The sequence below is a fragment of the Streptomyces sp. NPDC087215 genome (genome assembly GCF_044744885.1).
Lineage (GTDB): Bacteria > Actinomycetota > Actinomycetes > Streptomycetales > Streptomycetaceae > Streptomyces.
The window spans coordinates 410,166-433,558 of the sequence record NZ_JBIUZD010000004.1 but is presented as its reverse complement, the minus strand read 5'-3'; the positions used below and the strand labels follow the sequence as shown (position 1 = coordinate 433,558).

Here is a 23,393-nt window from a genome sequence, read left to right as displayed (position 1 = left end):
GCTCCCGGCCCCGTACGGCTCCGATTCCGTACGGCTCCGGTCCCGTACGGCTCCCGGTCAGTGCCGGTAGAAGATCCGGTCGCCGTACTCCGTCATGACCCGGCCGTTCCACTCGTGTCCGCCGTCGACGTTCCCGGAGCGCAGCAGCGGGGGCTCGATGCCGCGCCGGACGAGCTCCTCGGCGGCGGCGGCCAGGGTGGCCTGCATGAGGGCGCTGGTGACGACGGTCGAGGCGGGGGCGAAGGGGGCCTCGATGCCCTCGTGGCTGAGCTCGGCGTCGCCGACGGCGATCTTCGAGTCCAGGACGATGTCGCAGTGGTCCTTGAGGTACGTGCCCGAGACGTGCCGGGACTTCGTCTCCGTCGCGTAGGCCACCGAGGTGACGCCGATGACGGTGAGGCCGAGCGCGCGGGCGTTCATCGCCATCTCCACGGGCAGGGCGTTGCGCCCGGAGAGGGAGATGACGATCAGGACGTCCCCGGACTTGGCGGGGGAGGAGTCCAGGACCGCGCCCGCGAGGCCGTCGACCCGTTCCAGGGCGGAGCCGAGGGTGGCGGGCATGACGTCGACGCCGAGGACGCCGGGGACGACGAGCAGGTTCATCAGGGCGAGGCCGCCGGCCCGGTAGACGACGTCCTGGGCGGCGAGGGAGGAGTGGCCCGCGCCGAAGGCGAAGAGGCGGTTGCCGTTCTCGACGGCCCCGGCGATCGCGGCGCCCGCTGCGGCGATCTCGGCCGAGTCGCCGTCCCTGACCTGCTGGAGCAGGCCGATCGCGGCGTCGAAGAACTGCCCGGCCAGCTTGCTCTCGCCCACGCTGTCGCCCATTCCAGAAGCTCCTTCTCGTCGCCGTGGTGTCGCCGTCGTGTCATGGTCGTGCCCTGGTCGCCGCTCACGGTGCGGTCTGGACCATTGCTCTGTCAATACCGCCGGAGGTCGGTACGGTCCGGTTGTCGGCGTGATGCGTCAGAATTGGTGCAGGGCCAGCGCACGACTCATTGAGGGGCACGTATGTCCGGACTGATCGACACAACGGAGATGTACCTCCGCACCATCCTCGAACTCGAGGAAGAAGGTGTGGTCCCCATGCGCGCCCGGATCGCCGAGCGGCTCGACCAGAGCGGCCCCACGGTGAGTCAGACGGTGGCCCGGATGGAGCGGGACGGCCTGGTGGCCGTGGCCAGCGACCGGCACCTGGAGCTGACCGAGGAGGGCCGCCGCCTCGCCACCCGCGTCATGCGCAAGCACCGCCTCGCGGAGTGCCTGCTGGTCGACGTGATCGGCCTGGAGTGGGAGCAGGTCCACGCGGAGGCGTGCCGCTGGGAGCACGTGATGAGCGAGGCCGTGGAGCGGCGCGTCCTGGAGCTGCTGCGGCACCCGACGGAGTCGCCGTACGGGAACCCGATCCCGGGTCTTGAGGAGCTGGGCGAGAAGGCGGAGGTCGAGGCCTTCCTCGACGACTCGATGGTGTCGCTCGCGGACCTGGACGCGAGCGAGGGCAAGACCGTGGTCGTGCGGCGGATCGGCGAGCCGATCCAGACGGACGCCCAGCTGATGTACACGCTGCGCAGGGCGGGCGTGCAGCCCGGCTCGGTGGTGTCGGTGACGGAGTCGGCCGGTGGTGTCCTGGTGGGCAGCAGCGGTGAGGCGGCGGAGCTGAACGCGGAGGTCGCGGCGCACGTGTTCGTCGCGAAGCGCTGAGGACGCCGTTCTCCCGGGGTGTCCCGCCGGTCGCCGGAAGGCCGACCCGGCGGGACACCCCTTTCGCCGTTCCGGGCCCTTTCGCCGTTCCGGCTGTTCCGGCCGCTCTGGTCGCTCTGGCCGTTCCGGGCCCTCCGGCGGGCATCGGCGGGTGCAGGTGTTCGAACGTTTGAGGTGGGGTGGCGGGTGTGCGCCCCGGTTTACGCCGGAATGGGCCACGCCCGACTCTTCGGCGTGCAACGCTGGGGCGAGAGGTGCGAGACCGGGAGGGGTGGGGCCGTGCGGCGAGCGCTTTCCGTGTGCCCGACCGGGCCCGCCCCGGAGACAGAAGGCCCCGGCGCCTCGCGGCGCCGGGGCCTGCCCTCCCCTTGCCCGACCTGGAGCCCCGAGCTCCCGAGGTCAGTCCCCGCGGACCGTCTTCCCCGAGCGGTCCGCCTCCCGTTCAAGATCTCCCCTCGGCGGTGGCGGCCAATCCCTGAGCCCTGTCACTCGAACGAGGGGTGTTGTGTGGCAGGAGCGCATTTTCGAATGCGAGTTCGATAGTCTGGCGTGGTTCGACGGAAAGAGGGGGTGCCAGGGATGGCGCGACGACTCGACGTCAGCGGAGCCGACGGCGTGCGGCTGGCGGCCTGGGACCTCACACCCGGGGACGGGGCTCCCCGGACCGGCCCCGGGGTCCTACTCCTCCACGGGCTCATGGGTCACGCGGCCCACTGGGCCCCGGCCGTCGCCCGTCTCGCGGCCGGACCCGGGCCCGGCGACGGTCCGCGCCCGTGCCTCCGGACCGTCGCTCTCGACCAGCGCGGCCACGGGCACAGCGACAAGCCCGCCACCGCCCCCTTCACCCGTGAGGCGTACGTGGCGGACGCGGCGGCGGCCGTCGAGCAGCTCGGGCTCGGCCCGGTGACCCTCATCGGGCACTCCATGGGAGCCCTCACCGCCTGGCAGCTCGCCGCCGAGCGCCCCGACCTCGTCCGCGCGCTCGTCATCTGCGACATGCGCGCCTCGGCGCTCGGGGCGGCCTCGCAGCGCGAGTGGCGGGACTGGTTCCCGCGCTGGCCCGTGCCGTTCGCGTCGCTCGACGCCGCCCGCCGCTGGTTCGGCGCGGAGGACCCGTGGGTCGAGCGGCCGAATCCGGCCCGGGGCGCCTTCTTCGCCGAAGTCCTCGTCGAGCACCCGGACGGCTGGCGCCCGGTCTTCGACCCGGAACAGATGCTGGCCTCCCGCGAGACCTGGGTGCACGACGCCCACTGGGACTCGCTCGCCCAGGTCCGCTGCCCCACCCTCGTCGTCCGTGGCCTCGACGGCGAACTGGGCCGTGCCGAGGCCCAGGAGATGGTCCGGGTGCTGCCCCACGGGGCGTACGCGGAGATCCCCGACGCGGGCCACCTCCTCCACTACGAGCACCCGGGGGCCTGGCACGAGGTCGTCGCCCCCTTCCTGCACGGCGTCCTGACCCCCTGACCCCGGACGGCCCACGGCCCGCACAGTGGCGCGATCCACCGCCCGGCAGTCCTGAACTCGCCTTGTGGGAAAGGTGGTTCGGGAGCGTAATGAGTGCCACGCCGCAACGGTTCCAGCTCGGGGGGAAAGATGGGGACGTCCGAAGAGCCGCCGCCGAGACCGACGCACGAGCCCCCGCCCGCGCACGAGCCCCCGCCCGCGCCGCCGCGGGCTCCCGCACCGCGCGCGTCCGGTCCGGCCTCCCCGTCCGGTCCGGCTCCTTCCCAGGATCAGGTCCCGGGGTCCGGTCAGGTCCCGGGGTCCGGTCAGGCCCCCGCCTCCGGTCCTGCCCCCACGCCACCGGCCCCCGCTTCCGCTCCGGCCCCGGCTCCCGAGCCGCCGAGGGCCGCTCCGGCCCCGCCGTCCGCCCGCGCGCAGTCGTCGGTCCCCCGGCCCGGGGTCCCGCCGCGCCAGGGCCTGGTCATCAGCAAGCGGCTGCTCTGGGTGCACGGGGCCGCGTACCCGCTGGAGAACATCGTCCGCGTCTACACCTTCAGGCTGAGACCGCGCAGGGGCGAGGCGTTCGCCCGGTTCCTGAAGCGCGGCGGGTTCACCCTGCTCCTGATCCTGCTCCTGACGTGGATCGGGGACTCCACGGGCGGCTACGGATCGTCCTCCGGGATCGAGGACTTCCTGGGGTTCGCCCTCCTCGTCGCCGGGTGTCTGTTCGTCTACTTCATCGGCGACATGCTCGCGGTGGTCTTCGCGGTGAGCCACCCCGTCCTCGCCGTGGAGACGAACGGCCGGTCCACGGCCCTGGTGACAGGGCGGCGCGACTACCTGAACGGCCTGGTGCTCACCATCGCCGAGGCGATCGACCGGCCGGACGCGGAGCTCCACGCCACGGTGGCGTCGCTGGCGATCACCAACTACGGCAACTACCACTTCGGCGACTCGGTCAACATCTACGGCGGCAACGGGCACACGGGAGTGGCCCGATGACGAGCGGCGACCAGCACTTCGGGGACGTGGTCAACATCCACGGCGGCCGGGGCCACCAGGGCGTCGTCCACCACCATCACGCCCCGGCGCCCACGCTCCAGGAGACGCTGAAGGCCGTCGCCGACCTGGCACGGGCGCTGCGCGGCGAGGTCCCCGAGGAGGACCGGGCCTCCATCGACGCGGCGCTGCCGGTCCTGGCGGCCGAACCGGCCGCCGGGCCGGGCGCCCAGCGCCGGTCTCTGATGGCCCTCGCGGCCGTCGCCGTGGCCGTCGGAACGGTCGGCCAGCCCCTCCTGGACACCGTCCGGGCCGCCCTCGACCTCCTCGGACGCTGAGCGGGCCCCACCCGGGGCCCACGGGCCCCGGACCCCGTCAGCGGTAGCGGGCCGCCCGGCGCAGCCGGGCCGGGGCGGTGACGTCCGGGAGCGTGCCCGCGCCCGCGCCCGGGGTCCCGTCCCAGGCGCGGATCGTGGCCGCGACCCGTTCGAGACGGCTGTCCCCGGGCCGTACGGCCAGGTGGAACAGGCCCTCGTAGGGGCGCCTGCCGTCGCCGCCCCAGCGGACCAGGCCCTGGGTGTCGGCGAGGACGTCCCGGAGGGTCCGTTCCTGCGCGGCGGTGAACGAGCCCCGGACGCCCGGCGGGTAGGAGCCGGGGCGGACGACGACGGCGGTGCCGGACGCCTGGTTCGACTCGGGCCGCCGCCCGTCCCGTACGGACGAGGGCGCGACCCAGCCCACGAGCGCCCCGGGCTCGTCGCGGCCGAGGGCGTCGATCTCGTAGTGGAAGCGCCGGACCACGTGCACCAGGAGGGTCCCGGCGTCACCGGAGCGCAGCGGGACGCTCAGGCCCGTGCCCGGCACGGAGGTGGTGACGATGTCGCCGTCCTCGTCGGTGACCTTCTGCATCTCCCAGCCGTTCGCGGAGGGCCGGTCGGTGTGGATGCGCCTCCGCCGGGCCTCGGCGAGGCGCAGCGCCTCCGCCAGCCGCTCGTCGTGGAGGCCCGGCGGGAGGGCCGGTGCGGCGGCGGCGGGGGAGGAGAGGAGCCCGGTGGCGCCGAGTCCTGCGGCGGCGGTGGCGCCTGCGGTGGCGAGCAGGGTCCGCCTGCGGGTGATGCCGGTGTGGGTCAACGGATCGGCCTTTCTTCCGGATGGACGCCGTGGGCGCCGTGGACGTGCCGGGTGGACGGGCGCTGCTCGCGGTGCAGGAGGACCGCCGGCAGGGCGCTGAGGACGGCGAGCAGCAGCAGGACGGCGAGGGTCGGATTGACGAAGCCGGGGACGACGACGTCGTAGTCGTGCCCGTCGGAGGCTTCGCAGACGAGCCGCAGGGGGAGGAAGTCGCCCCGGCGGCCCACGAGGGCGGGCAGCCCCGGGGGCCGGTGCCGTTCGCACCGCGCGGCCTGCTCCCCTTCCTCCAGGAAGAGGACGTGCAGACAGCCCCAGAGGTAGAGGGCGAGGCCCGCGGCCACCGCGAGGAGGGACGCGTCCCGCCACGCCCGCGCCGGGGTGTACCGGCGGCGGGTGCGCGGGGCGAGCCGGGAGCCCAGGAAGGCGGTGAGGCCCGCGAGGGCCGCCGCCCCGCAGAACAGGACGGTGAGCAGCACGCCGAAGTCGTGCCCCGCCCACGGATCGGACGGGACGGCGGCGGCCACGGCGGAGGCGGCCACGGCGGCTCAGGACTCCCGGATGACGCGGTTGTACTTCTCGAAGATCGCGTAGAGCGGCTGGCGCAGCACGTTGTCCGCGACCGCCTCGTCACCGGAGCCCTGGTAGCGGCGGAGGATCTCGGAGGTCTCCGCGGCGGTGTAGTCGAGCGCGGGACGCCGCATCGGGGTCTCCTCCTTGACGTCCCCGGCCTTTCCGTCGGCTCCCCAGATGTGCATGTACGGGACCATGCCCACGTTGAAGGCGTTGTCCTGGTTGGACTTCTGCCACATGGTCCAGCGGTGGCCCGGGTCGAGGTGCTGCATCAGCTCGCCCTCCAGGAGCCCGGCGTTGATCGCGTTGTTGCGCGCCAGGATGCAGGTGCGGCCCGAGATCTTCGCGACGCCGGTGCTGCTGTCCACGAACATGGAGACACCGGGCAGGTCCTTGGCCCAGTCGGGGACGACACCCGTGTGGTAGTAGTAGACGCCCGCGTCCTCCACCAGGTCCTTGGGACCGTAGTGGCAGAACTCCCAGAACGCCGAGGTCTGGACGAGCGCCTTGCGCATCCGGAACATGCGGGAGGTGGAGCTGATCGTGTTGTCCCGGGCGATCATGACTTCCCGCAGGCACTGCTCCACGGTGTAGATGCGGGGGCCGCCGGGCCGCCCGATCGACGCCATGTACGCCTGGATCTCGGACAGGAGCGCGTCCCAGTACGACAGGTTGAAGCCGATGTCCTGCTTGAGGGAGGGGCGGGGCAGGAAGTCGCCCTGGCCGGTGTCCCAGCCGGTGGCGATGTTGTTGTCGATCTCGATGGCGCCCGCGCCGGTGCCGATCGTCTTGGTGGCGATCTGGTCGAAGGCCCACTTGTCCGGCATCGGGTAGCCGAGGTTCCCGGAGAAGCCGGACGACATGTCGGACACGAAGCAGGAGTCCGCGTGGTTCTTCCCGGTCACCCGGGCGCAGACGTTGCGGGGCCCGTACACGCCGATCTTGTACGGGCTGCCGAGCCGGGTCATCGTGGCCCGGACGTTCTCGAAGTACGGCAGGATCTTCGAGGTCACCTCGTCGTCGACGGCGTCGTAGTCGACGGCGAAGTAGATCCGGGCGCCGTTCTTGAAACCGTGCTCCTGCGCCTTGTAGACGGCCGTCATGACATCGGTGAAGCCCTGGTCGGGGCTGTAGTAGTCGACCGACCGCGCCCACGTCTGGTAGATCGGGAAGCAGCGGAGCCCGTACGCCTTGATGGTGTCCAGCTCGCCCGGCTGGATCTCCTTCTCCGGCAGCGAGGTCCCGGGGTTGTAGAGGTAGCGGCCGATGTACAGGTAGCCCGCGTCCTTGAGGGTCTGCGCACGTGCCGGGGTGATCTTCGTGACGCCGTCGCAGGCCGTGCCGGGCCGGGTCTGGTCGCCGTACGAGACGAGCAGCGAGGCCCAGGTGCGGAAGTCGCCCCGGCCCGTCACGTCCAGCTGCATGAACTCCTGGAAGGCCCGGACGTCGGTGGCGACGGACGAGGTGAAGCCGTCGGTGAAGGACGTGGGGCGCTTGTTCAGCTCCATGGCCGCCGTGAACAGCCGCACCCACACTCCGGTGGAGCCGACGTCCAGGGTGCGGGTCTTCAGACCCGCCTGGGTGCCGGGCCCGAAGGCGCCGTTGGCGACGCCGTCGGCCATGCCCAGCTCGTACTGGATGGCGAACAGCATCGACTTGGCGACGTCCCGCGAGTGGTGGCCGTCGCACGGAATGACGTAGAAGTCCTTGCGCTGCACGTACTGGCCGTTCAGCCAGCGCTGGATCGCCCGGACGGTGTCGGAGCCGTTGCCGACGCTCACGTACGCGTCCATGTTGAACAGGCCCTTGATCACCTTCGGCTGGAGGCCGGTGCCGGGGAAGGCGTGGGCCACGCCCATGTGGTCCTTGAGCTGGGCGACCGCCGCCTTGACGCGCGCGTTGTACTGGCCGTCGATCTCGCCGCCGTCGTAGCCCTTGCAGTAGAGCGCGGACTGGATGATCCGGCAGAAGTTCCCCGACGGGACGGTGTTCTCGTCGACCTGCCCGTACTTGGTCTGGAGCGTGGACAGCGTGGTCGGGCCGAAGCTGTTCGACAGCGGCGAGATGTTCATCTCGTACTGGAGGGCCCGGGTGAGGGCGTACATCACGGTCCAGCCCGTGCGTCCGTTCTCCTCCAGCTTCGGTATCCCGAGCAGGGAGCCGTCCATATAGGTGAGGTTGATGAATCGCTGGGCGCGGAGCACCATTTCGTCAGCCATCGGGTTCCTTCCAAGTCGACGCCGGGCACCACCGACGCTGGAAGACCCTAGGTCCGCGGGCGGCGCGCCCGGCCGTCCCGGCCGTCCCCGGGACGGCCGGGACGCGCCCCGGGAAGGACCCGGCGCGCCCGGACGGTTCAGCCCTTGCTGACCGCCGCGAGGATCTCCGGGAGCCGCCGGGCCGCGCGCGGCGCCGCCGCCTTCAGACCCGCCCAGGCGATCAGCGCGCCGTACGCCGCGCCCACCGGGAACAGCAGCCACAGCAGCGACTCCTGGCCGGAGACGTGCAGGTACACCGTCGCCGCGATGACCGGCGCGCACAGCACCGCCGCCGTCACCATGCCGCCGAGGATCGAGATCCAGGCGAGCGCGCCCTGCCCCGGCGCCACGTTCTTGTAGCCGCTGTCCTGCGGGATCGAGTACGGGAAGCTCGCCGAGGCCACCGCGCCGGTCGCCAGCATCGCGCCGAGCAGCGCGAACGCCAGGCCGAGCGCCTCCGGCAGCTGCGACCAGTCACCGAGGACGCCCGCCGTCACCGCCGTCACGAACACCGTGTACGGCAGGGTGACCACCAGCAGCGCCAGCGCCCGCGCCCGGAGTTCGGCGTACGCGTCGGCCGCCGTCGAGATGGTCTGCGCCACCATCCAGAACGCCGAGGTGTCCTGCCCGAACTGGTTGTACATCTGGATGCCGAGCATCGCCGACGCGAAGCACGCGAAGTAGATGGAGCCCGTCCCCTGGAAGGCGTTGAACAGGGGCACGATCAGACCGACGGCCAGCGAGGTCACCCACGCCGCCTTCGTCTTAGGGTCGCGCCAGATGTACCGCAGGCTGCGCTCCATGACCGCGCCCGTCCGCCCGCCCGGCAGCAGCCGCCCGAGCCGCCCCGTACCGGCGGACCTCTCCCGCCCCGCGTCCGACGCGGCCCCGATGGTGGAACCGTCCGGCTCCACCATCAGCCGCACCAGGCTCCGCCGCCACCAGTGCACGAGCGCCGCCAGGGCACCCGCCGTGAGCAGCAGCCGGGCCGCCGCCACCGCGTACGAGCCCTGGCTCGCCGCGTCCACCGCGCCGATCGCGGCGGCCGGCGGCAGCCAGCCGACGACGGCCGTCGCGGGCTCCAGGGACTCCAGGCCACCGGCCTGACCGAGCCGCTGGGCGCCGAAGTTCACCAGCTGCATCCCGACCGCGATCACCAGACCGCTCAGCAGCGCCAGGTCCCGGCCCTTGCGGGAGGTCAGCAGCCGGATGTTCGCGGCGGCCACCGCCCGGGACAGCGCCACGCACGTCACGGTCACCAGCGGCACCGCGAGCACCGCGAACACCGTCCCCGCCGCCCCTCGGGCGACGGACAGCGCGGCACCGAACACCAGGAACAGGGTGAACAGCGGCCCGACCCCGACCAGCGAGGCCACGAGCAGCGCCCGGACCAGCGGCCGGGGCCGCAGCGGCAGCATCACGAGCCGCGAGGGGTCGAGGGTCTCGTCACCGCTCGGGATGAACAGCGGCATGACCGTCCAGGCCAGCGCGAGGACCCCGGCGAGGAGCACCGCGACGGTGTCGGCGTCGGTACGGCCCCGCAGCAGGACGAAGCCCAGCACGGTGCCCGCCGCGAAGAGCGCGCCGAAGACGATCGTGACGATGTACGCGGCGGTCCGCCCGCCCGACTGCCGCAGCCCGTTGCGCAGCAGCGCCAGCTTCAGCAGGACGAAGACCCGGGTGAGGGACTGCGCCGCGGGGGCGGCCGGGGTCGTGACGGCGCTCATCGCTCGGCCCCGCCGCCCAGCCAGTCCAGCGAGTCCCCGGCCGCGTCGCGCCCGTGCGCGCCGACCAGTTCGAGGAACGCCGCCTGGAGCGAGGGCGCGTCGCCCCGTACGTCGGCGAGCGTGCCCTGCGCCCGGATCCGGCCCGCGGCCATCACGGCGACCCAGTCGCAGAGCGACTCGACCAGCTCCATGACGTGGCTGGAGAAGACGACGGTGGCGCCGGAGGCGGTGTACCGCTCCAGGACACCGCGGATGGTCTGCGCCGAGACGGGGTCCACGCCCTCGAACGGCTCGTCGAGGAAGAGGACCTCCGGGTTGTGCAGGAGCGCCGCCGCGAGCCCGATCTTCTTCCGCATACCGGTCGAGTAGTCGACGACCAGCTTGTTCCGCGAGCCGGTCAGGTCGAGGACGTCCAGGAGCTGCTCGGCCCGCTTGTCGACCTCGACACCGGGCAGCCCCCGCAGCCGCCCGCTGTACGCGAGGAGTTCACGGCCCGAGAGCCGCTCGAAGAGCCGCAGGCCCTCCGGCAGGACGCCGATCCGCGCCTTGACCTGGGCGACGGACTCCGGGTCGGCCCACACGTCGTGCCCGGCGACCAGGATGCGGCCGTGGTCGGGCCGGAGCAGGCCCGTGATCATGGACAGGGTGGTGGTCTTGCCCGCGCCGTTCGGCCCGACGAGACCGATGAACTTGCCCGCGGGCAGCACGAGATCGATCCCGTTGACCGCGATCTGCTGGCCGAAACGCTTCCACAGCCCCTCGACGCGCACGGCGGGCGTCGCACCGTCCCCCGGTGCGGCGCCCGCCGCGTCGAACTTTCCGTCAGTTGCCTGGTCAGGCATGGTGCGTCACCCTTTCGGTGGTCCCCGTTCGTACGGGCACCACCCTACGGGTGAGGCATCACGGCTCCCAGGGTCAGGCCGTCCTGGCCCTGGCCTCCGCGGCTTCCCGGCCACAGGCGTACGCGAGGGCGCTGATCAGCTCCTCCGCGTCCGGCAGCCAGCGGTTCGCCTGGGTGGGGCGCCGGGCCCACTGCACGGCGCCGCTGCCGCCGACGCGGGTGGGCGGGGCGGCGACGTAGTGGCCCTCGCCGAGGGCGGTGAGGTCGAGGGACGCGGGGGTCCAGCCGAGCCTGCGGATCAGGTCCGGCACCTTCGTGGCGGCGCCGGGCAGGACGAAGAAGTACATGCGCCGGTCCGGAGAGCAGGTCACGGGGCCGAGCGTCAGCTCCATCCGCTCCATGCGGGCGAGCGCCAGGAACCCGGCGGACTCGGGCACCTCGATCGCGTCGAAGGTGCGGCCGGTCGGCAGCAGGATCGAGGACTTCGGCTGCTTCGACCACATCCGGCGGGCGCCGACGCCGCTGCCGGTCGCCTGCGTCGACCAGTCGGGCCGGACGGGGTGGGCGCCGGACGGGACGCACTCCTCCGCGCCGCAGGAGCAGCGCTCCCGGCCCTCGACGGCCTCCAGCCAGGTCCCGGGGAACACGTCCCAGTGCCGCTCTTCCGCGTACCGCACGGCGCTGTCCAGCAGCTGCTCGCCCCGCTGCTCGGGGATCTGGGCGGCGTCCGTGATTCCCATGGTCTCTTCCACGCTGAGCACAACTCCGCCCACCACCCGGGGTTACGGGCGGGGCGCGCGGCGGTCCGAGACATCGATCCTGCACGCGGGGCGCATCGGAGCACGTGCGGGGGCGCGTGGAGGGGCCGGGAGCGGGGGTGGGTACGGAGAGGAGGGGGGCGCCGGAGCGTGCGCGACCGGCGTGTCCGGTTTCGCGTGTTCACATCGGCATTGACCGGATATCCGTCGGGCATTGATCACTTCTCCGGTGATCTCCGCACGGCTCAGGGGGTACTCATGGCAGCCAGGCCACTCGTTCCGCGTCAGCTCAACGAACGGCTCCAGTCGCTCATCCAGGAGGCCGCGTGCTCCAACGCCGGTCTCGCCCGCAGGGTGAACATGGTCGGCGCGGAACGCGGCCTCGACCTGCGGTACGACAAGACCTCGGTGGCCCGCTGGCTCCGAGGGCAGCAACCGCGCGGCAGGGCACCCGGCGTCATCGCCGAGGCGCTGGGCCGCAAACTCGGCCGCACGGTCACGATCGACGAGGTCGGCATGGCCAACGGCCGCAACCTCGCGGCGGGCGTGGGGCTCCAGTTCGCGCCGACCGTGCCCGGGGCGATCGAGCAGGTCTGCGAGCTGTGGCGCAGCGACGTGGGGCGGCGCGACTTCCTCTCCGGTTCGGTGGTGGCCGCCTCGGCGCTCGTGGAGCCCAGCCGGGACTGGCTGATCACGGGCCCGGACGCGTACGTGGCCAGGACGGCGGGCGCCCGCGTGGGGGTCGCGGACGTCGCGGCCGTACGGGAGATGACGGACGCGCTCGTCGACCTCGACCGGCGGTTCGGCAGCGGGCACGTGCGTCCGGTGGTGGTGCACTACCTCAACAGCGTGGTGTCGGGGATGCTGTCCGGCTCCTACCGGGAGGCGGTCGGCAGGCAGTTGTTCGCGGCGGTCGCCCGGCTCACCGAACTGGCCGGGTACATGGCGGTGGACACCGGTGAACCGGGCCTGGCGCAGCGGTACTACATCCAGGCGCTGCGGATGGCGCAGGCGGCCGGTGACCGGGGCTACGGCGGATACGTGCTGGCCGCCTCGATGAGCCACCTCGCCGCCCAGCTGGGCAACCCCCGGGAGATCGCGCAGCTCGCGCGGGCGGCGCAGGAGGGCGCGCGGGGCAAGGTGCCGCCGCGCGCGGAGGCGATGTTCTTCGCGGCGGAGGCGCGCGGACACGCGCTGCTCGGTGACGTCCGCGCCTTCGAGACGGCGGCCGGGCGGGCGCTGGAGGCGCTGGAGCGGGCCGGATCCGCGGCGGGCGACGACCCGTCGTGGATCGCGCACTTCGACGGGGCGTACCTCGCGGACGAACTGGCGCACTGCCACCGGGACCTGGGGCAGGCGGAGGCGGCGGCGCGGGCCGCGGAGGAGTCGATCGCCGGTCATCCGCAGACCCGGGCCCGGCGCCGGGCGATCGGCCTGGCCCTGCTGGCCTCGGCGCGGGTGCAGCAGCGGGAGGTGGAGCAGGCGTGCCGGATCGGCACGGAGGCCCTGGAACTCCTGGGCACACTGCGGTCGTCACGGGGCGCGGAGTACCTGGACGACCTGCGCGAACGCCTGTCGCCTTACGCGGGGGAGCCGGTGGTGAGGGAGTTCGGCGCACGGATGGAGATGTACGCGGCGTAGCCCGCCGGAGGACGGGCGCCTCGGCGGGCCACGGCGGACGGGGACGGTCCTTGCCGGGGGCGCCGGGGGCGCCGGTGAGAGTCGGTGGGCGCCCGGCGGTCCCGGTGGGTGCCGGTGGAGCCCGCGTGGTGGCTCCGGGGGAGCGTCGGCCGGTCTCGGCCGGTGTCCGGCCGGTGCCGGAGGTTCAGGCGGGTCCCGGCGGGTCCCGGCGGGCCTCGGCGGGACCCGTCAGGACCGGCCCGTGGGACGGGAAGGAGCCTTTCGGGCGGGCCTGTTCGTGAAGGGGGTGTAACCGGGCTCACACGTGTGTGCGGAGCCCCGGGCCCACCCGGTAGCGTGAGCCGACGATTCCGTTGGTCCATCAGTAGGAGTCCCGGTGACGCAGAACGGACAGGGTCCGGAGCCGCAGTACCCGGCGGTGCCCCCGGCGTACGACGCCCACGGGGGAGCACCGTCGTGGGACGGCGGAGCCTGGGGCCCCGCCACCGGGCAGCAGGGCGGGCAGCCACTGCCGCCCGCGCAGCCGCTGCCTCCCGAGGCGGCCCCCGGCGGCGCCGACGCGCAGTCGACCCAGTACCTGCCGCCGGTCCCGTCGCAGCCGGGGTACGGCTATCCGCCGCCCTTCGCCGGGGACATGCAGGCCACCCAGCACATCGCCCCCGTGCCGGGCTCGATGCCCCCCGCGTACCCGCCGGGGCCGGAGCCGGGGTACGGCTATCCGCCGGCCGCCGGGGACATGGGGGCCACGCAGCACATACCGCCGGTCCCGGGGCGGGGCGCCGCGCCCGCCGGGGCGTCGGACGCCACCCAGTACATCGCTCCCGTACCGGCACGGGAGCCCGGGGAGCGGCAGCCGCCCCCCGAGTTCGACAGCCTCTTCCGCACGGAGGCGCCGAGGGCCCCGCAGCCGCCCCGGGCGCAGGCGTACCAGCAGCCGCACACCCCGCCCCCGTACCAGCAGCCGCACACCCCTCCTCCGTACCAGCAGCCCCCCGCCCCGTACCAGCAGCAGCATCAGGCGCCTCCGCCGCCGCCCCAGCAGTACGCCTACCAGGACGCGTACTACGACGAAGGTGCCGGTGAGCCCGAGCCGCCGCGCCGCAAGTCGCCGGTCGCGCTGATCGCGGCCGTCGTGGCGGGCTGCGCCGTCGTCGGGCTCGGCGCGGGTGCGCTGCTCAGCGGCGGCGAGAAGCCGTCCGACGAGCCCGGCCAGAACGTGGCCGCGAGCTCCGCCGCGCCCTCCGGGGAGGAGAAGCCCGCCGAGAAGCCCGCCGACCCGGCGGAACCGCAGGCGCGGGAGCTGAGCAAGCTCCTCGCGGACAGCAGCAACAGCCGTGACACGGTGATCAGTTCGGTCGAGCTGATCAAGCGGTGCGAGGACCTGGACAAGGCGGCGAACGACCTGCGGGGCGCCGCCGAGCAGCGCCGGGGCCTGGTGACCCGGCTCCAGTCCCTCGACGTCGACAAGATCCCGGACAGCCCCGCGCTGACCGAGGCCCTCACCGAGGCGTGGCGGGCGTCCGCCGAGGCGGACGACCACTACGCGGCCTGGGCCGACCAGATGAAGGCGAAGAAGGCGTGCAAGGGCGGCAAGGCCCGCTCCACGAACCGGACGGCGGCGGCGAACGCGAAGAGCGGCGAGGCCACCACCGCCAAGAAGGAGGCGGCCGGGCTGTGGAACCCGACCGCCGCCAAGTACGGCCTGGAGAAGCGGACGTTCACCCAGCTGTGAGGGCCGTTCCCGGCGGCGGGGACGGCCCGCCACCGGGACCCCTCACCCGCCGGGACCCCTCACCCGCCGGGGGCCCCGGCACCGCCGGGCCTCCGCCCGTTCAGGGCGCGCCGAGGACGGTCTCCCCGACGTCCACGAAGCCGGGGCGCTGTGCCACCAGCCGTCCCTCGCGGACGACTTGGAACGTCACCTCGTGGTTGACGATCCGGGGGAAGCCCGCCGCGCCGAGCAGGTCCTCGTACTTCCAGCGCAGGTCCGGGGTGAGGCCGCCGGTGTCGATCCGCTCGCCCCGGTCGAGGGCCTGGGTGATCCGGGCGGCCGTGACGCGGTCGGTGCCGAGGGACTCGACGACCGTCTTGAGGACCGTGTAGGCGATCCAGGTGGTCTGCACGCCCGCGTCGGTGGGATCGACCCGGTTGTCGACGAAGGCGTGTTCCCGGATGACCTCGCGCATCGGCGCCCAGCTCCGGTCGTCGGCCTCCGGGTACCAGCCGGTGACGAACGCGCCCTCGAAGGGGCTGTGCGCGCCGCCCGTACGGTCGATCAGGGGCTGGCCGACGCTGCCGAGGACCGAGGAGATCCGTACGGTGCTGCGCTCCCCGCCGGTGCCGTCCCGCCCGGTCTCCTCCTCGGGGAGGCGGCGGAAGGAGTCGAAGAAGGTTTGGGTGCGCTCGCCGAGGACGGCGGCGACGCAGCCCTTCTCGGCCCCGGCCCTCTCCCGGGCGCGGGACGCCTGCGCGGTGTACTCGGCGGCGTCCTCCACCGCCGGGATGTCCACGGCGCCGCGGTGGCTGGCCTTGCGGAGCCCGGAGTCGAGCAGCGCGGGCAGCCGGTCCCCCGCGAGGGTGTCGGGGCGGACCAGGGAGACCGTCCGGCAGGACTCGGCGAGCTGCACGCCGTGCCCCGCGATGAGGGAGGCCTGTCCGCCGTTCACGGGGTAGGACAGCGGGCTGCTGAACTCGTCCTCGGTCAGCCCGTAGCCGCCGATGTACGGGATCTCGGCCGCTTCGAGCGGGGCCATGAAGGCACGGCCGTGCTGGCTGTACGAGCCGACGACGGCGACGGCCCCCTCACGGACCGCGCGGCGGGCGCAGGCGGCGGCGCCGGAGGGGGTGTTGTGCTCGTTGCAGGTGAGGACGCGCAGTTCGTGCCCGTCGATGCCGCCCCGGGAGTTGACCCAGCGGGCGTACGCCTGCGCCATCGCGGGCATCCCGGGCATGTTGGTCGCACGGGTCCGGTCGGGGGCCCACGTCATCACCGTGACGGGCTCCCTGGAGCCCCCCGTGGCCCCGGGGAGCACGCCACACCCGGTGAGCAACGAGGCTCCGGTCGCCGCGGTCGTGACGTACGCGAGGAGTGAGGTCAGTCGCCTGCCGGTCATGGACCCGTACGTTTCCGCCCCCGGGGTAACGCGGGAGTGAGCGGGGTTCAACGGTGGGTGACGCGAGGGTGAATTGCGGGGGCGGTGAGGGGGTGCGTCCGGTGACCGGACGGGGGACCGTACGATCGGAAGGTGTCCAGTCCAGCCTCCCCGCCCGCCTCCGGTCCGGCCTCTCCTCCCGTCTCCGGTACGGAGAACCCTTCCCGTCGCGGCCGTCGCTCCTCCACCATGGGGGTCATGCCGCTCAACGACATGCCGTGGTGGCGCTGGCGCAGCAACGTGCGCTCGGCGCTGCACATGCTCTCCGACCCCGTGTTCCACGAGACGACCTGGCTGGCCGGCCACGAGGGGTACGGCGACGTCACCGACGCCGTCTACCGCCTGGTCGAGGACACCTGGCTCGACAACTGGTCCGCCGAGAAGTACGTCGGCTCGATCTTCCGCGACGGCGCGGAGGCGGCGCTCGTCGACGCCGCCGTCCACCGGGTGGTGCGCATCACGCACCAGGTGGGACCCGACGCCCCCGTCTCCGCCTACCTCGCCGACCCCGGCTGGCCCGAGGCCGTCCGGGCCGCCCGCGAGGCCCATGTCCGTCTCGCGCGGGCGGACGGCGACGACCCCGACACGCCCCCCTGCTCGCTCGACACGCTCCGCGTCATGACGCGGTCCGTCTGACGGACGGTGCGCCGCCCGGGACCCCCCGGTGTGGCAGGCTGACGGAATGACCGACCAGTACGTCCTCACGCTCTCGTGCCCGGACAAGCAGGGCATCGTGCACGCCGTGTCGAGCTATCTGTTCATCACCGGCTGCAACATCGAGGACAGCCAGCAGTTCGGGGACCGTGACACCGGGCTCTTCTTCATGCGGGTGCACTTCTCCGCCGAGGCGCCCGTGAACGTGGACAAGCTGCGCGCCAGCTTCACCGCCGTCGGCGACTCGTTCGCCATGGACTGGCGGATCAGCCGCGCGGACGACCGCATGAGGGTCGTCCTCATGGTGTCGAAGTTCGGCCACTGCCTGAACGACCTGCTGTTCCGCTCCCGGATCGGCGCGCTCCCGGTGGACATCGTCGCCGTCGTCTCCAACCACACCGACTTCGAGGAGCTCGTCGGCTCCTACGGGCTGCCGTTCCGGCACATCCCCGTCACCAAGGACACCAAGGCGGAGGCGGAGGCCGAACTGCTGGACCTCGTCCGGGAGGAGGACGTCGAGCTGGTCGTCCTCGCCCGCTACATGCAGGTCCTCTCCGACGACCTGTGCAAGCGGCTCTCCGGCCGGATCATCAACATCCACCACTCCTTCCTCCCCAGCTTCAAGGGCGCCAAGCCGTACCACCAGGCGCACGCGCGCGGGGTGAAGCTGATCGGCGCGACCGCCCACTACGTGACGGCCGACCTCGACGAGGGCCCGATCATCGAGCAGGAGGTCGAGCGGGTCGGCCACGAGGTGACCCCGGACCAGCTCGTCGCCATCGGCCGCGACGTGGAGTGCCAGGCACTGGCCCGCGCGGTCAAGTGGCACGCGGAGCACCGCATCCTCCTCAACGGGCGCCGGACGGTCGTCTTCGCGTAGGGGCACGGTCCCGGTCGGCCTCGCCCCGGCGTAGGGCCGGGGCCTCACCGCGCGGGGACCGGGGCCGTGCGGGGAGCCGAGCGGGCCGCCCAGCGGGCGGCCGGGCCGGTCGCCGTCCCCGCCGCCACGAAGACGCCGCCCAGCAGCAGCCAGCCCGCCGGACCGCCGCCGACCAGCAGGGTGGTGACGACGAGCGGGCCGAGCGTACGGGCCACCGGGACGCCCGCGCCGTAGAAGCCCTGGTACGCGCCGACCCGGTCGGCGGGCGCCAGCCCGAGGCCGAGCTGCCAGGACCCGGCCGAGTGCCGCATCTCGGCGGCCACCAGCAGCACCGAGCCGAGGACGAGGACCGAGGCGGCCGGACCCGCGCCCAGCCCGGGGAGGGCGGTGACCGCGAAGACGGCGCAGGCCGCGCCCATGACCGCGCCCGCTCCCCGCACCGCGCGGGCGGCCGTGTCCGTACCGGTGACGGAACGGGCGGCGCGGACCTGGAAGAGCGTCACGGCCACGGTGTTCAGGACGAACAGGGCGGAGACCGTCCAGCCGGGCGCGGCCGTCCGCTGGACGATCCACAGCGGCAGGGCGAGGCTCAGGACCGGCATCCGCAGCAGCATCACCGCGTTCAGCAGGGTGAGCAGCACGTAGGGCCGGTCGCGCGGCACGTCCGCGCCCCACCCGGACCGCCGCGACTCCGGTACGGGCCCGGCGGCGGGCGCGGGGGCCGGGAGCCGGGCGAGGAGCAGCGCGCAGAGCAGGAATCCGAGGGCGTCGAGCGCGAACACGGTGAGGTAGGCGCCGCGCGTCCCCGCGTGCAGGGCGATCCCGCCGAGCGCCGCGCCGACGGCGAGCCCGGCGTTCAGGACGGCCTGGAGCCGGGCGAGGACGGCGGTGCGGGCGGCGGGGGCGACGAGCCCGGCGAGCAGTGCCTGCCGGGCGGCGGCGAGGCCGGTCTGCGCGGAGGCGTACAGCGTGGCGGCGGCGAGGAAGGCGGGGAACGAGCCGACGAGGAGGAAGGCGCCGACGGCGAGGGCGGTCATGAGCGCGAGGAGCGCGGAGGTGCCGCGCGGGCCGCGCCGGTCGGCGAGGGCCCCCAACGGCACCCCGGCGACCGAGCCGACGGCCCAGGCGACCGCGAGACCGGCGCCGACCTGTGCGGCGGAGAGCCCGACGATCTCGGTGAAGTACAGCGCGGAGGTCACGTAGAAGGCGCCGTCGCCGACGGAGTTGCTCCCCTGGGCGAGGAGCAGCGCGCGGGGCGCGCGGGCGGTCCGGAGGCCGTCGCCGACGCGTTCCGCGGGGAGGGAAGTGTTCGCCATGGACACGACGGTATGGCGAAATGGCCCGCACCCTTTGGTCCATTGACGGGCCCTGGGAATGGGCCACTTGGACCCCTGGGGGAGTCCGGGGCCCCGCCCCCGGTCGGCTCGAAGAGGCCCCGCTCGCGGTCGGTTCGGGGAAGGCCCCGCCCGTAGTCTGCTCGGGAAGGCCCCGGCTTACAGCCTGCTCAGGGACGCCGCCGCCGACAGGACGTCCCGGATGGCCTCCCGGTCGCCGTCCTGGCCCGCCGCCGCGTCCTCCGGGGAGATGTGGCCCGCGACCAGCTGGCAGAACTCCGCCCCGTCCATCGCCACCTGGGCCACCGACAGGTCCGGGGAGCCGATCGCGGCGGGCGAGTCCAGGGCGATGTACCAGTGGCCGCCGCCCGCGCCCTCCACCTCCAGATGGAGCGAGCGGCCCGGTGCGCCCGCCGCGACCAGTTGGCGCGCCGGGGCCGCCCGGCCCGTACGCCGTCGGCCCGCGAGCGCCGCCGGGAGCAGCCGTGCCGCCAGGTCGATCATCCCGTGCAGGTGCGCGCTGCTCGGCGGGGCGTACGGGTACGCCACCGCGTTCGCGATGTCGTCCGCGTGCACCCAGCACTCGAAGGCCCGCTCCAGGAGCGAGTCCCGCAGCGGCAGCGCGAAGTCCTTGTAGGTGACCGTCAGGTCGGCCGTGTCCCGGCCCGCGAAGGAGACCGTGCGGATCAGGGTGTGGGTCTGGTCCCGCCAGGGCCCCCGCAGGGTCCGGCCCGCCGGGTGGTCGAGCCCGGACCAGAACGCCTCGGTGCGCTCGGTCGGCGACAGTTCGGGGGTGCCCGCGCCGAGCGGGTCGTCGAGTCCGAGCGCGGTCGTCACCAGACCGTCGACGGCCATGAGGTGGCCGATGACCCCGGCGACGGTCGCCTTGCGGCGCACCGGCCGGTCCTCCTCGTACCACTTGAGGCGCACCGGCGCGTGCCACTCCGACTCGTCGATGTCCCGGAGGAGGGCGTCGAGCCGCGCGGTCTCCGCGTCGTACGGGGTGACCCAGCCCGGTACGGGGATGCGGGCCGGGCGGCGGCCCAGGCAGTTCTCCAGGACCCGGGACCGCAGCAGCGGGTCGAGGTCCAGATCGCGGTCCTTGTGCAGCAGGGCCACGGCGTCCCGCAGCCGGAGGGCCTCGTCGGCGCAGGGCGCGCAGGTGGTCAGATGCTCCTCGACGGCTCTGGTCTCGCCCGCCGAACACGCCGAGAGCGCCCAGGCCCCCAGCAGGGACTTGAGCACTCCATGGGGCAGGACCGGCACCTCGGGCTCCGGTTCCGCCTCCGTGCCGGACGTCTCGTCGGGTGCCACCCCGGACTTCCCCTCCGTGTCGTCGCCGTGCGCCGGGGCCCGTACGGGGGCCGCCGGGTCTCCCGGCGGGTCTCCGTACGGGTCCGCCGCCGAGCCGGACACGAGGTCCGCGCCGTGCTCCGCGGTCCGGTGCGGACCCGGGGCCCAGGGGGCGCGTGCGACGTCCTCCGCGCCGCCGTTCGCCCCGGTCACCGTGTCCGCCCGAAGCCGGGCGGCGCCCCGCCCTCGAAGGGCCGGATGTCGGCCGAGGAGAGCAGTTGGAGACCGAGCCTGAGCCGCCGCCGGGCCTCGTCCTCGGTGATGCTGAGGTCGGCGGCGGTCTGACGGTAGTCGCGGCGCTGGAAGTACGCCAGTTCGAGGGCGGCTCTCAGCGGGGTCGGCATGGAGGTGACGATGTAGTCCGCGCGGGCGGCGACGGAGGCCCGGCGGACCTTCTGCTCCAGTTCCTCGGCGGAGCCCCGGCCGGTCTCCGCGTACGCCGTCGCCTCGGTCTGCCGGAGCCGCTGGACGGCCTGCCGCTGGGTCAGCCCGGCGACCCAGGAGCGCATGTTGCCCTGCTTGGGGTCGTAGGCGTCGGAGTTCTCCCAGATGTAGCCGAAGACCTCGCGGGTGACCTGGTCGGCCGCGTCGTCGTCGTCGAGGACGCGGTGGGCGAGGCTGTGCACCAGGCAGGCGAACCGGTCGTACAGCTCGCCGAGCGCGGCGGCCTCGCCGCGCGCCAGGCGCTGCTGCATCCTGCGGTCCCAGCGCGGTGGGGTGTCCATCGCCATCCGGTCCTCCAGCCCCTCCCGGCCTCCGTGCGGCTCCGCGGTCTCCCTTCCAAAGTAACGGCCGTGCGGTCGGCGCACGCCTGTTTGCCGCAAGTGCGCCCTTGACGCGGGCGCGGGTGATAAGGAGGGCGGCACGGCCGGTCCGGGGGTTTCGTCCGTTCTCGTCGGGGCAGGCGGGGGGCGTGACGACGATCGAGGTCGACGAGGACGAGTACGGCGCCTGGACGGTGTTCCGGGTGCGCGGGGAGCTGGACCTGATCACCTCCCCCCGGATACGCCGCCGGGTCCACGACGCCGTCGCGGGCGGCCGGCACGATCTGGTGGTCGATCTGTCCGGGGTGCGGTTCTGCGACTCCAGCGGCGTCGGCGTGCTGATCGCGGCCCGCAGACTGCTGCGGTCCTGCGGCGGGCGGCTCCGGCTGATCCTGCCGGAGGACCGCGAGGGACACGTCGGCAAGGTGCTGGCCACCCTGGGCGTCCGCCGCCTCTTCGAGGTGTACGGGAGCGTCGCCGAGGCGGTGGAGACGGGGCCCGGCACCGGGCCCGGCGCCCCCGCGGGCGCCGCCCGGGTGCCTCTCGCGCGCGGGCCCCTCGCCCGGCGCGTCAGCGTGGCGCGCCGAACCGCTCCCTGAGCCGGTACTTGAGGACCTTCCGCAGGGTCTCGTTGCGGGGGAGCGCGTCCACCACCTCCAGTTGTTCGGGCAGCTTGTGCGGGGCGAGACCCGCCCCGCGCAGGAAGGCGGTCACGGCCGGGAGGTCCAGCGGGGCCGCGCCGGGAGGCTGTTCGACGACGGCGCAGACGCGTTCCCCGCGCTCGGGGTCGGGCAGCCCTATGACGGCGGCGTCGCCGACGCCGGGGTGCTCGTGGAGGAGGTCCTCGATCTCCTTGGCGGAGATGTTCTCGCCCTTGCGGATGATGATGTCCTTGAGGCGCCCGGTGAGGACGAGGTGGCCGCTCGGGGTGAGGTGCCCGAGGTCCCCGGTGACGAGGAAGCCGTCCGCGTCGAAGGCGGCGGCCGTCTGCGCCGGGTCGAGATAGCCCGCGCAGACGGCCTCGCCGCGCAGCAGGACCTCGCCCGAGCCGGTGATCCGGATCTCCATCCCGGCGGGCGGGCGGCCCTCGGTGGTGGCGAGGTTCTCCGTGGTGTCGTCCGGGTCGCCCATGGTGATCATGGGGACCTCCGTCATGCCGTAGCCGTGGGTGAGCTGGCAGCCCAGCTCCTTGCGGACGGCGTGGTAGACCTCCGGGGGCTTCGGCGCGCCGCCGCCCGCGAGGAGCCGGAGGGTGGGGATGACCGGCTCGTCGGGCCGCTTGCGCTGCTCGGCGAGGAACATCGTGTAGAAGGCGGTGGAGCCGCCCGCCACGGTGACGCCGTGCCGCCGGTACTCGTCGAGGGCCCCGGGCAGCGCGAACTGCTCGAACATGACGGCGGGGAAGCCGTAGAGCAGCAGCATCACCGTGTAGTCGGGCCCGGCGATGTGCGCGTACGGGAACGCCATCGAGCCGACGTCGGCGTCGGTGAGCCGCAGCGCGTGGGCGAGGCAGGAGCCGCCCGCGAGGAGGGAGCGGTCGGTGTGCAGCACGCCCTTGGGGTCGGAGGTCGTGCCGGAGGTCCAGTAGATCCAGCGGACGTCGGTGCCGGAGGCGGGCGGCGGGGGCAGCACCGCCGGGTCGCCGTCGGGCAGGGTGCCGGGGCCGTACGCCTCGAAGATCCCGCGCGCGCCGAGCCGCCGGGCCATCTCCGTGTGGTCGAAGCCGCGCCAGACGCCGGGCACGGCGAAGAACTCGGCCCGTGAGGCGCGCAGCGCGAAGCCGGTCTCCTTGTCCCGGTAGAAGGGGATGACCGGGCTCTGTACGGCTCCGAGGCGGGCGAGCGCGAAGGACAGCACGGCGGTCTCGATCCGGGTGGGCAGCTGCCAGGCGACGACCGTGCCGGGCCGCACCCCCATGCCGTACAGACCGGCGGCGCACCGCTCGGCCCGGTCGCGCAGCCCGCCGAAGGTGAGGGTCCGGTCGTCCTGGAGGAGGACGGGCCGACCGGGGGTGAGGGCGGCGCGGCGTTCGACGAGTTCCCAGAGCGTGCGGCACCCGCTCAGGGCGTGTGCGGTGGCGTTCATGCCCGTACCCCCTCATGACTGACGGAGTGTCAGATCGTGCGGAGAGCGTAGAGGTCCGGTCCTTGTCGGTCCAGGGGTGCGGGGCTAGCCTGATGTCCAGCCGAT

General features: G+C 73.7%; 21 protein-coding genes. 9 read left to right on the top strand and 12 right to left on the bottom strand.

The annotated features are described in order from the left end of the window. Window positions 1-57: 57 nt before the first annotated feature. Window positions 58-813: an SIS domain-containing protein gene (locus tag ACIO92_RS14805; protein ID WP_351781154.1), complete on the bottom strand. Its 756-nt coding sequence runs from the start codon at window positions 811-813 to the stop codon at window positions 58-60. Between the two features lie 195 nt (window positions 814-1,008). On the opposite strand from ACIO92_RS14805, the gene ACIO92_RS14800 reads away from it, so the two are divergent. From ACIO92_RS14800 to ACIO92_RS14785, 4 genes are all read left to right on the top strand, one after another. Beyond that, window positions 1,009-1,698 carry a metal-dependent transcriptional regulator gene (locus ACIO92_RS14800; protein ID WP_366439815.1) on the top strand — a complete coding sequence of 230 codons (690 nt, stop codon included), beginning with the start codon at window positions 1,009-1,011 and terminating at the stop codon, window positions 1,696-1,698. A 579-nt stretch (window positions 1,699-2,277) separates the two neighbouring features. Then, window positions 2,278-3,162, top strand: coding sequence for an alpha/beta fold hydrolase (locus tag ACIO92_RS14795; RefSeq protein ID WP_401236484.1), 885 nt, complete (start codon window positions 2,278-2,280; stop codon window positions 3,160-3,162). Between the two features lie 456 nt (window positions 3,163-3,618). Next, window positions 3,619-4,143, top strand: a complete 525-nt coding sequence (locus ACIO92_RS14790) for a DUF6232 family protein (protein ID WP_366439917.1) — start codon at window positions 3,619-3,621, stop codon at window positions 4,141-4,143. Beyond that, window positions 4,140-4,478, top strand: coding sequence for a hypothetical protein (locus ACIO92_RS14785; protein WP_401236486.1), 339 nt, complete (start codon window positions 4,140-4,142; stop codon window positions 4,476-4,478). Before ACIO92_RS14790 ends, ACIO92_RS14785 begins: the two co-directional genes overlap by 4 nt. A gap of 37 nt (window positions 4,479-4,515) precedes the next feature. On the opposite strand, the gene ACIO92_RS14780 is transcribed toward ACIO92_RS14785, so the two are convergent. From ACIO92_RS14780 to ACIO92_RS14755, 6 genes are all read right to left on the bottom strand, one after another. Then, complete coding sequence (locus ACIO92_RS14780) at window positions 4,516-5,271, bottom strand: hypothetical protein (RefSeq protein ID WP_402281462.1); 756 nt, start codon at window positions 5,269-5,271, stop codon at window positions 4,516-4,518. Beyond that, the gene (locus tag ACIO92_RS14775) at window positions 5,268-5,810 is read right to left on the bottom strand and encodes a hypothetical protein (protein ID WP_402281460.1); all 543 of its coding nucleotides are present in this window, start codon (window positions 5,808-5,810) and stop codon (window positions 5,268-5,270) included. The genes ACIO92_RS14780 and ACIO92_RS14775 overlap by 4 nt, the downstream gene beginning before the upstream one ends. A gap of 6 nt (window positions 5,811-5,816) precedes the next feature. Then, a complete protein-coding gene (locus ACIO92_RS14770) occupies window positions 5,817-8,060 on the bottom strand; it encodes a glycoside hydrolase domain-containing protein (protein ID WP_402281458.1) in 2,244 nt (747 codons plus the stop codon). A gap of 137 nt (window positions 8,061-8,197) precedes the next feature. Beyond that, a complete protein-coding gene (locus ACIO92_RS14765; protein ID WP_402056821.1) occupies window positions 8,198-9,826 on the bottom strand; it encodes a transporter in 1,629 nt (542 codons plus the stop codon). Next, window positions 9,823-10,668 carry an ABC transporter ATP-binding protein gene (locus ACIO92_RS14760; RefSeq protein WP_366439808.1) on the bottom strand — a complete coding sequence of 282 codons (846 nt, stop codon included), beginning with the start codon at window positions 10,666-10,668 and terminating at the stop codon, window positions 9,823-9,825. The genes ACIO92_RS14765 and ACIO92_RS14760 overlap by 4 nt, the downstream gene beginning before the upstream one ends. Window positions 10,669-10,741: 73 nt before the next feature. Beyond that, a complete protein-coding gene (locus ACIO92_RS14755) occupies window positions 10,742-11,407 on the bottom strand; it encodes a bifunctional DNA primase/polymerase (RefSeq protein WP_366439807.1) in 666 nt (221 codons plus the stop codon). A 276-nt stretch (window positions 11,408-11,683) separates the two neighbouring features. Between ACIO92_RS14755 and ACIO92_RS14750 the strand changes: the two genes are divergently transcribed. Both ACIO92_RS14750 and ACIO92_RS14745 read left to right on the top strand, forming a co-directional pair. After that, complete coding sequence (locus ACIO92_RS14750) at window positions 11,684-13,066, top strand: transcriptional regulator (protein WP_366439806.1); 1,383 nt, start codon at window positions 11,684-11,686, stop codon at window positions 13,064-13,066. 376 nt (window positions 13,067-13,442) lie between these two features. Beyond that, window positions 13,443-14,798, top strand: a complete 1,356-nt coding sequence (locus tag ACIO92_RS14745; protein WP_402056817.1) for a hypothetical protein — start codon at window positions 13,443-13,445, stop codon at window positions 14,796-14,798. A gap of 100 nt (window positions 14,799-14,898) precedes the next feature. On the opposite strand, the gene ACIO92_RS14740 is transcribed toward ACIO92_RS14745, so the two are convergent. Continuing rightward, entirely contained in the window at window positions 14,899-16,179 is a 1,281-nt protein-coding gene (locus tag ACIO92_RS14740) for an ABC transporter substrate-binding protein (RefSeq protein WP_366439804.1), read from the bottom strand. A 228-nt stretch (window positions 16,180-16,407) separates the two neighbouring features. Here ACIO92_RS14740 and ACIO92_RS14735 point away from each other — a divergent pair, with 228 nt between their 5' ends. Then, window positions 16,408-16,854, top strand: a complete 447-nt coding sequence (locus ACIO92_RS14735) for a hypothetical protein (RefSeq protein ID WP_366439916.1) — start codon at window positions 16,408-16,410, stop codon at window positions 16,852-16,854. Window positions 16,855-16,900: 46 nt separating this feature from the next. Further along, complete coding sequence (gene purU / locus ACIO92_RS14730) at window positions 16,901-17,752, top strand: formyltetrahydrofolate deformylase (RefSeq protein WP_366439803.1); 852 nt, start codon at window positions 16,901-16,903, stop codon at window positions 17,750-17,752. Between the two features lie 44 nt (window positions 17,753-17,796). Here purU and ACIO92_RS14725 read toward each other — a convergent pair whose 3' ends face one another. The 3 genes from ACIO92_RS14725 to ACIO92_RS14715 all read right to left on the bottom strand — a co-directional run bounded on the left by ACIO92_RS14725 (window position 17,797) and on the right by ACIO92_RS14715 (window position 21,170). Continuing rightward, complete coding sequence (locus tag ACIO92_RS14725; RefSeq protein WP_401236500.1) at window positions 17,797-19,068, bottom strand: MFS transporter; 1,272 nt, start codon at window positions 19,066-19,068, stop codon at window positions 17,797-17,799. Between the two features lie 177 nt (window positions 19,069-19,245). After that, window positions 19,246-20,592 (bottom strand): zf-HC2 domain-containing protein, encoded by a 1,347-nt coding sequence (locus tag ACIO92_RS14720; RefSeq protein WP_366439801.1) that lies wholly within the window; start codon window positions 20,590-20,592, stop codon window positions 19,246-19,248. Then, on the bottom strand, window positions 20,589-21,170 hold the full coding sequence (locus ACIO92_RS14715; RefSeq protein WP_366439800.1) for a sigma factor: 582 nt from the start codon (window positions 21,168-21,170) through the stop codon (window positions 20,589-20,591). The genes ACIO92_RS14720 and ACIO92_RS14715 overlap by 4 nt, the downstream gene beginning before the upstream one ends. Before the next feature lie 182 nt (window positions 21,171-21,352). Here ACIO92_RS14715 and ACIO92_RS14710 point away from each other — a divergent pair, with 182 nt between their 5' ends. Continuing rightward, window positions 21,353-21,802: an STAS domain-containing protein gene (locus tag ACIO92_RS14710; RefSeq protein ID WP_366439799.1), complete on the top strand. Its 450-nt coding sequence runs from the start codon at window positions 21,353-21,355 to the stop codon at window positions 21,800-21,802. On the opposite strand, the gene ACIO92_RS14705 is transcribed toward ACIO92_RS14710, so the two are convergent. Then, window positions 21,774-23,288 carry an AMP-binding protein gene (locus tag ACIO92_RS14705; protein ID WP_366439798.1) on the bottom strand — a complete coding sequence of 505 codons (1,515 nt, stop codon included), beginning with the start codon at window positions 23,286-23,288 and terminating at the stop codon, window positions 21,774-21,776. The two genes, ACIO92_RS14710 and ACIO92_RS14705, sit on opposite strands and share 29 nt — an antisense overlap. Window positions 23,289-23,393 lie beyond the last annotated feature (105 nt).